Annotated in this window: 11 protein-coding genes and 1 pseudogene; 8 read left to right on the top strand and 4 right to left on the bottom strand. The window is 60.8% G+C overall.

All coding sequences use genetic code 11. The annotated features are described in order from the left end of the window. Window positions 1-240, bottom strand: a pseudogene (locus JK213_RS09470) (hypothetical protein); the annotation flags it as partial. 110 nt (window positions 241-350) lie between these two features. After that, window positions 351-1,358 carry an EF-P lysine aminoacylase EpmA gene (epmA, locus tag JK213_RS09465; protein WP_194262391.1) on the bottom strand — a complete coding sequence of 336 codons (1,008 nt, stop codon included), beginning with the start codon at window positions 1,356-1,358 and terminating at the stop codon, window positions 351-353. A 53-nt stretch (window positions 1,359-1,411) separates the two neighbouring features. On the opposite strand from epmA, the gene JK213_RS09460 reads away from it, so the two are divergent. After that, a complete protein-coding gene (locus tag JK213_RS09460) occupies window positions 1,412-2,470 on the top strand; it encodes a lysine-2,3-aminomutase-like protein (RefSeq protein WP_194262390.1) in 1,059 nt (352 codons plus the stop codon). Between the two features lie 14 nt (window positions 2,471-2,484). Here the strand turns inward: JK213_RS09460 and JK213_RS09455 are convergent, their stop codons facing one another. Continuing rightward, window positions 2,485-2,793, bottom strand: coding sequence for a carboxymuconolactone decarboxylase family protein (locus JK213_RS09455; protein WP_099286815.1), 309 nt, complete (start codon window positions 2,791-2,793; stop codon window positions 2,485-2,487). A gap of 215 nt (window positions 2,794-3,008) precedes the next feature. Here JK213_RS09455 and efp point away from each other — a divergent pair, with 215 nt between their 5' ends. The 7 genes from efp to JK213_RS09420 all read left to right on the top strand — a co-directional run bounded on the left by efp (window position 3,009) and on the right by JK213_RS09420 (window position 10,712). After that, entirely contained in the window at window positions 3,009-3,575 is a 567-nt protein-coding gene (efp, locus tag JK213_RS09450; RefSeq protein WP_062032946.1) for an elongation factor P, read from the top strand. Between the two features lie 6 nt (window positions 3,576-3,581). After that, the gene (locus JK213_RS09445) at window positions 3,582-4,409 is read left to right on the top strand and encodes an inositol monophosphatase family protein (RefSeq protein ID WP_099286816.1); all 828 of its coding nucleotides are present in this window, start codon (window positions 3,582-3,584) and stop codon (window positions 4,407-4,409) included. Between the two features lie 74 nt (window positions 4,410-4,483). Further along, entirely contained in the window at window positions 4,484-5,248 is a 765-nt protein-coding gene (locus tag JK213_RS09440; protein ID WP_194262389.1) for a hypothetical protein, read from the top strand. Between the two features lie 18 nt (window positions 5,249-5,266). Beyond that, a complete protein-coding gene (locus JK213_RS09435) occupies window positions 5,267-6,403 on the top strand; it encodes a flagellar motor protein MotA (protein WP_194262388.1) in 1,137 nt (378 codons plus the stop codon). 3 nt (window positions 6,404-6,406) lie between these two features. Continuing rightward, window positions 6,407-7,408, top strand: a complete 1,002-nt coding sequence (locus JK213_RS09430) for a peptidoglycan -binding protein (RefSeq protein ID WP_194262387.1) — start codon at window positions 6,407-6,409, stop codon at window positions 7,406-7,408. A gap of 84 nt (window positions 7,409-7,492) precedes the next feature. After that, window positions 7,493-9,295: a translation elongation factor 4 gene (gene lepA, locus JK213_RS09425; RefSeq protein WP_194262386.1), complete on the top strand. Its 1,803-nt coding sequence runs from the start codon at window positions 7,493-7,495 to the stop codon at window positions 9,293-9,295. A gap of 10 nt (window positions 9,296-9,305) precedes the next feature. After that, window positions 9,306-10,712: a glycosyltransferase family 2 protein gene (locus JK213_RS09420; RefSeq protein ID WP_211571368.1), complete on the top strand. Its 1,407-nt coding sequence runs from the start codon at window positions 9,306-9,308 to the stop codon at window positions 10,710-10,712. Here JK213_RS09420 and JK213_RS09415 read toward each other — a convergent pair. Continuing rightward, window positions 10,703-11,260, bottom strand: a complete 558-nt coding sequence (locus JK213_RS09415; RefSeq protein ID WP_194262384.1) for a biliverdin-producing heme oxygenase — start codon at window positions 11,258-11,260, stop codon at window positions 10,703-10,705. The genes JK213_RS09420 and JK213_RS09415 overlap by 10 nt on opposite strands. Window positions 11,261-11,375 lie beyond the last annotated feature (115 nt).

The following is an 11,375-nucleotide window of genomic DNA, read 5'->3' as shown; positions in this document are numbered from 1 at the left end:
GCCCCAGCCATCCCAGCCCCAGCCACCACCGGGAGAATACTGCGTCTGGTTGTCGATATAGGCGAGGAAGGTATGGCCCTGCGCATCGTAGTTGCGGGTCGGCACACCAAACTGGCGCAGGACATCCACCTCGGACTTGCCGACCATGGAATCCAGAACCTTGCGCTGCTGAAGGGTCGGGACCTCACAGGCAGAAAGGCCCAGCAGCACCAGAACGGACAGCACGCCAACTTTTTTCATCATATTCTTCCCCGACTGTGCCGCTGTAGAGCGGTCATGTTCCTCTTTCGACACGTTCTAGCCCTTCTGACGCAAAAGAAGGATTAAAACTCCTGCAAGTTCCGAAAAGATCAGGCCAACCACAAAATGTCACTGATCCGCGGCGCCCCTGTCGCCAGCATGACCAGCCGGTCAAACCCGAGCGCAATCCCCGAACAGGCAGGCAGATCCGGCAACGCTGCCAAAAAGGCTTCGTCCACCGGCCAGTCCTGATCCGGTGACAGACCGATACGGCGCTTGCGGTCCGTTACAAAACGCTCCCGCTGCTCCACCGGGTCCGTCAGTTCCTCGAATGCATTCGCCAGTTCCAGCCCCCCCACATACAGTTCAAACCGCAGAGCCGCGCGCCCGTCCGCCGGGTCGCGTCGTGCGAGAGCGGCCTGTTCGGCAGGCCAGTGCGTCAGGAACGTCGGGCGTTCGCGCCCGATCACGGGTTCGACGCGCTCCAGCAGAAGCCGGAAAAACAGATCCTCCCACGTCTCCCCGTTGCGCAGACCAACACGCGCCTGCTCGGCAAGGGCCTCGGCATTTCCGGCCGTTCCCAGCAGATCCGCCCCTACATAGCGCGCAAACGCAGCCTGCATCGTCAGACGTTCGAAGGGGAGTGACAGATCAATGACATCCATCCCCCGATGCACCACAGGCGGCAGAAGAGCCCGGAGAAAATCTTCCGTTTCATCCATCAGGGACGACAGATCCGCACCCGGACGATACCATTCCAGCATGGTGAACTCAGGCGCATGCGTGTTGCTCGCCTCACCATTGCGCCAGACGCGCGCCAACTGGAACACGGCCCGTCCTGTCGCAGCCACAATCCGCTTCATCGCGAATTCCGGACTCGTATGCAGAAAACGCGCTTCGCGGGAGCCGTCGGGGCGTTCAAGCTCGGTTCTGAAACACCGCAAATGGACTTCTTCTCCCGGAACAGGAACGGCACACGGCGTCTCGACTTCCAGATAGCCCCGTTCTTCAAAGAAACTCCGAACGGATTTCACCATCTGCGAACGCCGTTCAAGCAGCGGCAGACGCTCGGCGATCCGGGCCGAATCAGCAGCCAATCCAGCGGACAATACGGTCATGGCGTCTATCGCTCCTGTTGCAAAACGGGGCCCCGCACCGCTAGAGGCATCACATGCACGATATGGTCAAGACAGCCCAACAGCGTTCCCCAAAACGCGCCACCCTCCGCACACCCTCGGACCTGATCGACGCGGGGCTGGCGAACGAGGCTGACCGTTCAGCGCTCGAAGCGGTGGGCGAACGCTTCACGATGGCCATTCCACCTGCCTTTCAGGACCTGATCACCCATCCGGACGATCCTATCGCCAGACAGGTCATCCCCGATGCGCGCGAACTCGTCACGCTGCCGCACGAAGATACGGACCCGATCGGCGATGATGCGCTCTCGCCCGTTCCCGGAATCGTGCATCGCTATGCCGATCGTGCCCTGCTCAAGCCGCTGCTGGTCTGCCCGCTCTATTGCCGCTTCTGCTTCCGCCGAGAACATGTCGGGCCCGGCGGCGGCCTTTTGAATGATGCGGAACTCGAAACCGCGTTGGACTGGGTGCGGCAACATCCCGATATCCGTGAGATCATTCTCACGGGGGGCGATCCGCTCATGCTGGCGCCCCGCCGACTAAAGCATATCGTGCAGTCCCTGTCCGACATGCCCCATATCGAGACCATCCGCATCCATTCCCGCGTGCCAGTCGCCGATCCCGCCCGCATGACGGAAGAGCTTCTGGATGCCATGGAAACGGACTGCGCCATGTGGCTCGTGGTCCATGCCAACCACGCCAGAGAACTGACGCCGAAGGCCACGAAAGCCATCCGCGCCGTGCTGTCGCGTGCCATTCCGGTTCTGTCGCAGTCCGTTCTGCTGCGCGGGGTCAACGATACGGTGGAAAGTCTGGAAGCCCTTCTGCGGGCGTTCCTGAAGGCGCGGGTCAAACCCTATTATCTGCATCATCTGGATGCTGCCGCCGGAACCGGACATTTCCATGTTCCGGTCGAAGAAGGACAGGCTTTGCTGCGGCAGCTCCGCGGGCGCGTAACGGGCCTCGCCTGGCCAACCTATGTTCTGGACATTCCGGGCGGCCGGGGGAAAGTCCCGATCGGCCCGGAATATCTCAAGCCCGACTCTCCGGGGACGGTTTCAACACCCGACGGAGAGATTTGCGACTTCACTTGAAGCGAAAGAAAACCTTACTTCGCTTCGAACATATGCGTGGCATGCGTGATCGCGCCGCCCGCGCGGATGGCAGCGGCCACGAGGGCGATTTCGGAAAGCTGGGCGTCCGTCGCACCTGCTTCGCGAGCCGCCTTCACATGAAGTTCAATACAATAGGGGCACTGGGTCGTCAGGGCGACCGCCACGGCGGCAAGCTGCTTGGTCAGGGCGCTGACGGCCCCCTCCTCGAAAGCCGCACGATCGAACTGCCAGAAAGCCTCCATCCCCTTGGAGGCATTGGCTTCGAGATGGGAAATGCGCGAGAGGTTCTTCATATCGTACATGCGTCTTCTCCTTGCGTTTCGCCCTGACCCTCAGGACGCACACACAGTCTGACATGACCTGCCCAGCGCGCGGCCCCAAGCCCCCTTTCCTTCACACTTTCCTGAAGTCCCCGCAGCCCACATATCCCTTGCGCCTTGCTTAGAGGCCCCGTGCGGCGCTAGAAGCCCACAGACGTGACAGAAAATCCCTCCTTCAGGGTCATCAGGACACAAGCATGAAACAGCAAGCCAACCTTATCCGGGCCGGCCAGGTCATCGAGCACGACGGTCGCCGCTGGACGGTTCTCAAGCAGCAGATCATCACCCCGGGCAAGGGTGGCGCCTTCATTCAGGTCGAAATGCGCGACCTCAAGACGGGCAACAAGACCAACGAACGCTGGAGAACGGCTGACTCCGTCGAGCGTCTGATGACGGAAGACAAGGACTACACCTATTCCTACATGGATGGTGACAATGTCGTCCTGATGGACCCGGAGACGTTCGAGCAGCTGATCCTCGCCAAGGACATCTTCGGCGACCAGTTCGCATTCCTTCAGGACAACATGCCGCTGAACGTCAAGCTGGTCGAAGGCGACCCGGTGGGCGTGGAACTGCCGCCGCATGTGACGCTGGAAATCACGGAAGCCGATCCGGTGGTCAAGGGCCAGACGGCCAGCTCGTCCTACAAGCCCGCCGTGCTGTCGAATGGCGTCAAGACGCTGGTTCCGCCGTTCATCGAAGCCGGTGAGCGCATTGTTGTCCGCACGGAAGACGCATCCTACGTCGAACGCGCGAAGGACTGATCCATCATGCGTCTCTCCCCGCACATGGCCGTCATGCAGGGCGCCGCGCAGAAGGCCTCGCGCCGTCTGCTCCGTGACTTTGCAGAGGTCGAACAGCTTCAGGTCAGCATCAAAGGCCCGGGAGATTTCGTCTCCCAGGCCGACCTGCGCGCCGAAACCATCCTCCGCGAAGAACTGAGCCGTGCGCGGCCGGGCTACGCCTTCCTGATGGAAGAAAGCGGCGCTTCGGGCGGGGATAACTGGACCTGGCGCTGGATCGTCGATCCGCTGGACGGCACGACGAACTTCCTGCACGGCATTCCGCACTGGGCCATTTCCATCGGTCTTCAGCGCAGACTTCAGGACGGATCGGTCGAACTGGTCGCGGCGGTTGTCTACAACCCGGCGGCCAACGAAATGTTCTGGGCCGAAAAGGGCGTGGGCGCGTTCCTTAACGAGCGTCGCCTCCGCGTCTCCGGTCGCCGCAACATGCTGGAAGCCGTTTTCGCAACGGGCATTCCCTTTGCGAAGGTCCCAAGCAGCAGCCGTCTGCCGTTCGCCCGCGTTCTGGGCGCACTGATGCCGCAGGTCGCAGGGATTCGCCGCTTCGGTGCCGCAGCCCTCGATCTCGCATGGGTGGCAGCAGGCCGCTACGAAGGCTACTGGGAATTCGGGATCAAGCCGTGGGACTGCGCAGCCGGTCTGCTTCTCGTTCGTGAGGCAGGTGGTTATGCGACCGATCCGGACGGTAACGAACTCCACGATCTGCCGGACGACGTGAATGTCGTTGCCGGAAACACCAACCTTCACGGCACCCTGCGCGCGCTCGTGCATGAGGCCCTGAACCGGGGTTGATCTCCCGGCGCTGACGAAACTGTCCTCACGCCCCATTGCGGGAGTCGTGAGGCCTCGTCTAGGATCGGCCTGACATGAACAGGCCGATCCTCTCCTCCCTTTCTCTGGCGGCCTTTCTGGCCTGCCTTTCGCTGCCCGCCGCACAGGCACAGGTCACCAGCAATCTGGATGATCTGCCTCAGGGCAAGTCCGCTCCCACCGCAAAAAAAACGGCTGCTGCGCCACATACGGCCCACACCTCCGCCGCACACAGCAACACGAAGCCGGTCTCGCAGAAACCTGCCGCGACATCCACGCCTGCCCCGGCAGCCACTCCGGTCAAATCTGCTCCGGCGCATGAGACGGTTCCGGGCGTTCCTCCCGCTCCACCGCCTCCGGTTGTGCTGCCTCCGCCATTCGTTCCGGTTCAGCTCCATCCGCCCGTTCCTCCGGCGGACGTGACCGCTGTCACCGATGCCGCAAGCCACACGGAATCGCTACCTGACGGTGGATTGCGCGTTCTGTTTCCATCTGGAAGCGAGGCGTTGAACGCCGACAGCCTTAAAGCGCTTCAGGCCTATGGAACCGAACTCTCGCACCACCCGGAAGAGCGGGTCGTGCTGATCGCCCATGCCACACTACCGGGCGATGACGTGTCCATGCCGCGTCGCATCGCGCTGGCCCGCGCGCTTGCCGTCCGATCGATCTTCATTCACGCAGGTGTGGCCACGACCCGTCTCTATCCCCGCGCGCTCGGACGTCCGGACGCCGGAGACAGCGCGCCTGCCGACCGGCTGGATGTTGTTATCGAGACAAATCCCGTCGCCCCCTCACCTTCCGCAAACGGCCTGCCGAAATAACATCAGGAAAGACACGCCGTGACACGTCCTACGACCTATCTGCTCCGAATGGCCGTTTTCCTTGTCGCGGTCGGCCTTCTGGCCGCGACAATGGGCACAACCCTGCTTCAGGCCTTCAGCGCGAACCCGAAGCTCGATGCCATTATCCTTGGCGTGCTCCTGCTGGGCATCCTGTGGAACCTGCATGTCGTCCAGCGCCTCATGCCGGAAGTGCACTGGGTTGAACTCCTGCGCCAGCCACGCGCCGGTCTGGCCGCACCCAAGGCTCCCCGCCTGCTCGCGCCCATGGCCAGCATGCTGGCAGCCCGCAACCGCACGGACCGCCTGACACTTTCAACCCAGACCACACAGGCCATGCTCGACAGCCTGTCCTCGCGTCTGGACGAAAGCCGGGAAATCTCCCGCTATATGACTCAACTTCTGATTTTTCTGGGTCTGCTGGGCACGTTCTACGGCCTTCTGCTGACGGTAAGTTCGATTGCAGGTGTCATCGGCGGCATGTCCGCCGGTGGCGGCGACATGGACGTCATGTTCAACCAGCTCAAGACAGGCCTTGCCGGACCGCTCGCCGGCATGTCCACGGCGTTCTCAGGCTCGATGTTCGGCCTCGCTGGCGCACTGGTTCTCGGCTTTCTGGATCTCACAGCCGGGCAGGCCCAGACCCGCTTCTTCAATGAACTGGAAGAATGGCTGGCTGGCGTCACACGCGTCACGGGCAGCACAGCCATCGAGAGCGACGGCGCGCCTGTTCCGGCCTATGTTCAGGCGCTGCTCGAACAGACCGCCGAAAATCTGGAAACGCTCCAGAACGCCGTCTCCCGCAGCGAGGAAAACCGCGTCCGCGAGCTGCACATGCTCGACAGCCTTCAGGAACGTCTGCGCGGCATGACAGATCTACTCGCCGCCAACCAGACCCTCATGACCCGCACCGCCGAAACCCAAACGGCCCTGCTGCGCCATATGGGCGATGATGGTCCCGGCTCTCAGGGAACGGCGCTTCTGCGGATAGAGACGCATCTCAGCCGTCTCATTCAAGAGCTTTATGAAGGCCGCGCCCAGACGATCGGAGAGCTTCGCAACGATCTCCGCGTTCTGGCCCGCACGATTGCGGCGGCTTCTGGCAACACAACGCCCTCTCCCGGCAGGCAGGACTGATCCATGGCCCGGCGCAGACGCGGATCTCACAACGCCCTTGATGCCTGGCCCGGCTATGTGGACGCCCTGTCCACCCTGCTAATGGTCGTCACTTTCGTTCTGCTCGTCTTCGTCGTGGGGCAGCAGTTCCTGTCGGTCTCGCTGTCACGACGCGAACACACGCTCGACGCCTTGCAAAAGCAGCTGGCCGAACTGTCGCACATGCTGTCGATGACGGAAGACAAAAATAAAAGCCTGTCTTCCACCGTCGCCACGCTGTCTGACGAAAAACAGCACAATCAGGCCCAGCTCCAGACTCTTTCGACCCAGATCGCTGCCCTGACAGGGCAGCTTCAGTCAAAAGATCAAGCCCTGGCTTCGGCAGACGACACAAGCAAACAACAGAACAGCAAGATTTCGGATCTTCAGGCGCAGGTTGAAGAACTGACCCGCCAGCTTCAGGCGATCAGCAACGCCCTCGACATTGAAAAGAAGAACGAGCAGGGCAAGGACGCGCAGATCGCGGATCTGGGCAACAAGCTCAATCTGGCGCTGGCCGACAAGGTCAATCAGCTCAAACGCTACCGGTCCGAGTTCTTCGGTCGCCTGCGGGACCTGCTGAAAGACCAGAAAGGCGTGAATGTCGTGGGAGACCGTTTTGTCTTCCAGTCGGAAATCCTGTTCCCGCAGGGTAGCGCCGATCTAACGCCAGAAGGCCGCAAGGAAATCACAACCCTTGCCCACACCTTCAAACAGGTCGCCTCAACGATCCCGACGGATCTTCCGTGGATTCTGCGCGTGGACGGACATGCCGACCGCCAGCCGATCCACAGCGCATTTCCCAGCAATTGGGAACTGTCGTCGGAGCGCGCCATCACGGTGGTCAAACTGCTGATTGCCGAGGGCGTGGACCCACGTCATCTGGCCGCGACGGGCTTCGCCGACTACCAGCCTCTGGACGCTGCCAGCACACCGGCGGCCTATGCCAGAAACCGCAGGATCGAGTTCCGTCTCACGGACCGCTGATCCCACTCCCGCCTGCCTTTTCACAAAGGCAGGCTTTTGCGCAGATCTACTGACATTTCTGCGATAATCCCTTATGTAGCAGCCATGACCGATACCCCGCTCTCCCTTATCCGCAATTTCTCGATCATCGCCCACATCGATCACGGCAAATCGACGCTGGCCGATCGCCTGATTCAGGCCTGTGGCGCCCTGACCGCGCGCGAGATGAAAAATCAGGTTCTCGATTCGATGGAACTCGAGCAGGAGCGCGGGATCACCATCAAGGCGCAGACCGTGCGCCTGACCTATCCAGCCAAGGACGGCAAGACTTACACTCTGAACCTCATGGACACGCCGGGCCATGTCGACTTCGCCTACGAAGTCAGCCGCTCGCTCGCTGCCTGTGAAGGCTCGCTTCTGGTCGTCGATGCCTCTCAGGGCGTGGAAGCCCAGACGCTGGCGAACGTCTATCAGGCCCTCGACGCCAATCATGAAATCGTCCCGGTCCTGAACAAGATCGACCTTCCTGCTGCTGAACCAGAGCGCGTCCGCGCCCAGATCGAGGAAGTCGTCGGCATTCCCGCCGATGACGCCGTCGAAATCAGCGCCAAGACCGGCATCAATATCGAAGGCGTGCTCGAAGCCCTCGTCCAGCGCCTCCCCGCCCCCACGGGCGATGCCGAAGCACCTCTTCAGGCCCTGCTGGTCGACAGCTGGTACGATGCCTATCTGGGCGTCATCATTCTCGTCCGCATCAAGGACGGCCGCCTCAAGCGTGGCGACCGCATCCGCATGATGCAGACCGGTGCAACCTATCACGTCGATCAGGTTGGCGTGTTCCTGCCCAAGATGCAGTCGGTCGAGAGCCTCGGCCCGGGCGAGATGGGCTACATCAACGCCGCCATCAAGACCGTCGCGGACTGCAATGTCGGCGATACCGTCACCCTTGACCGCCGCCCTGCCGAGAAGGCCCTTCCGGGCTTCAAGCCATCCATTCCCGTCGTGTGGTGCGGTCTGTTCCCAATCGACGCCGACGATTTCGAAAAGCTGCGCGACAGTCTTGCGAAGTTGCGTCTGAACGATGCCTCGTTCCACTTTGAGGCTGAGACCTCGGCGGCACTGGGTTTCGGCTTCCGCTGCGGCTTCCTCGGCCTGCTGCATCTGGAAATCATTCAGGAACGCCTGTCCCGCGAATTCAATCTGGACCTGATCGCAACCGCCCCGTCCGTGGTCTACAAGATGCACATGACGGATGGCACGGTCGAGGATCTGCACAATCCGGCGGACATGCCGGAGCTGAGCAAGATCGAAACCATTGATGAGCCTTGGATCAAGGCGACCATCATGGTGCAGGACGAATATCTCGGCCCGGTCCTGACGCTCTGTTCTGAGCGACGTGGCGTGCAGGTGGATCTGACTTATGTCGGCAACCGCGCCATGGCCGTCTATCGTCTGCCGCTGAATGAAGTGGTGTTCGATTTCTACGACCGCCTGAAATCCATCAGCCGTGGCTACGCCTCCTTCGACTATCAGATGGACGGCTACGAAGAGAGCGATCTGGTCCGCATCTCCATTCTCGTGAACCACGAACCGGTCGATGCCCTTTCCTTCATCTCGCACCGCACCGTCGCCGAGCAGCGTGGACGCTCGATCTGCGGCAAGCTCAAGGATCTGATCCCCAAACAGCTCTTCAAGATTGCCATTCAGGCCGCCATCGGCTCCAAGGTCATCGCCCGTGAAACGATCGGCGCGCTGTCCAAGGACGTGACGGCCAAATGTTATGGCGGCGATATTTCCCGTAAGCGCAAACTTCTGGACAAACAGAAGGAAGGCAAAAAGCGCATGCGGCAGTTCGGTAAAGTCGAAATCCCCCAGAGCGCCTTCCTCGCCGCCCTGAAAATGGACTGAGGTCTGCCTTATGTCGAAAAGCGCCGCCATCCTGTTCGTTCACAACGAAGTTGATACGATCGGATGGTGGCTGGCCCATCACGCGACAATCGGTTTCTCGACCCTGATTGTCTGTGACGATCATTCTACGGACGGAACCAGTACGGTCCTCTCAAACGCCGCCACGCTTTACGACATCCGGGTCCAGTCCGCCGATACGACGCTCCCCACACGATTGGAACGTCAGACCCGGTTCCACGAAAACGCGCTCGCACAGGGCCGCGACGAATTCGACTGGATGATGATTCTGGCGGCGGACGAATACCTGCATTTCGAGACCGCCCGATCCGTCGCTGAATTCACGGCTGCTGCGACTGGAACGACAATTCCCGTAAACTGGTGCCTGTTCGGCTCTTCCGGACGCCTGACGCCCTCGGCCTTCTCCCCGGTCGAGACCTTCACCCGCCATGGCCTTCTCGGCCTGCCGGATCACCGCATTGTGCGGCATCTTGTTCAGCCACGCTCTCTCGCAACCGGCCTACCTGACCCCTTTTCGGCGTTGGATAGAAATGCCGTCTGGGACGAAGCGCGGATTCTTCACTTTGCAGCAAGCGACCGGGAAAGTTTTTTCAAACGCGATTCTAGCGCGACGCCCGAACAGGCCTGGAAAAATTTCAATCGCAATGATGCTGAATATGGCGGCGCAAACCGCTGGCTTCCCGAAAGCCGCCGGATCGCCTCATTCCTGACCCAGGCGTCGTTGACCGATCTTTATTGGCGCCTCAAGACCGTCATGACTCATGCGGATAAGTCCGCTCTACAAAAACTTGGCCTGACACCCGCTCAGCTTTCCGTGTCTCCGTCCTCCAGCTCACAACCGCAATTTCGTTTCTGCACGCTCGGGGAAACGCCGCGTCTGATGCTGGATATGCAAACCGGCTCTCTCGTTCCTGTTGGAGCGACGGACACGGATTTCGGGCGCTATAATCCGCTCTTCATGGCTTTGGAAGTATCGGACACCGATATCTGGAACGCATGCCTGTTCGTGGAAAATCCACTGCCCGGCCGATATCTCCCGCTTGCAGGCTCGCCGACGCTCCTGCCCATGATCCCGCTCCGCATCAAAATTGCTGAAAACACCGTCCAGTCCCCCGTCAGCGGCAATGATATCCATATCGCCATTCCCGACCATCGCCTGACGGAAATCGACGCGACGATGAGTCTCTACAGCCGCATGACATCTTTCATGGTTCTGACGGCGGAAGGCCATAACCTCGCGGGATTACTGCGCGGAATTGAAAGACTTCCCGCAGCAGATGCCAGCGCCCTGGGATGCGCGGTTGCTATGCTGCCGTTCGAGGAGGCCGAGCGCCTATCCGATGCTTTTCCGGGTGTTGTCCCAAGGAATGTGCGGCCGGCCCGACTGCCTCAGGCCTGAGAACCGGCGCTATTGCGGAACAGGTCAAACGTCAGGACTGCTCCTGCCGTAACAGCCTTACGCTGTGCCACATCGCTCTCGTTCAGAGAGTGCTCCAGATGTGCCAGAAACTCCGGCCATTCCCCTTTCTGATGGAACGCCGACAGATACGCCCGGGGCAAACCCTCAGCCACACGCGCCGAAAGCACCCGGCCGCCAAGGCGTGATCCCTCCAGAACATACAGCACGCCCAGCGCCATACCGTCATGCTCGGGAAAGATGTCCTGACGCGCCACAGGAACTTCAAGCCCCATCTGCCGCAGATCCTCCTTCAGCAGTTCCGAGCGTGAACGCCATGATGGCAGCACACTCGGATGCTTCGCGAGATAGGTCTCGGCCGTCAGAAGCGCGCCTGCATGAGCTGTCAGAAACGCACCGTAGGATTCTCGATCTGCAAGATTGAAACGCGAAAAAGCTTCATCCACGGCTTCATGCGCCTTTCGGCTGACACGTCGCAGTTCCGCAAGGCCTGAGCCGTCCTGACTGCCGATGCGTTCAACCGTGTCCATCCGCTCCGATCTTCCTGTCTTTTGTGAAACCGTTTCTGGTTCTGTCCGTAATTAGAGTGACTTGCAACAACCAGATCCGTCTCGACACACCACAAATTCCGGAGAAACGCCGTTG

Origin of the sequence: Gluconobacter sp. Dm-44 (genome assembly GCF_018256175.1) — a bacterium.
Taxonomy (GTDB): domain Bacteria; phylum Pseudomonadota; class Alphaproteobacteria; order Acetobacterales; family Acetobacteraceae; genus Gluconobacter; species Gluconobacter cadivus.
Note: the sequence above shows the minus strand (reverse complement) of the source record. Positions and strands in the feature narration are given on the sequence as shown.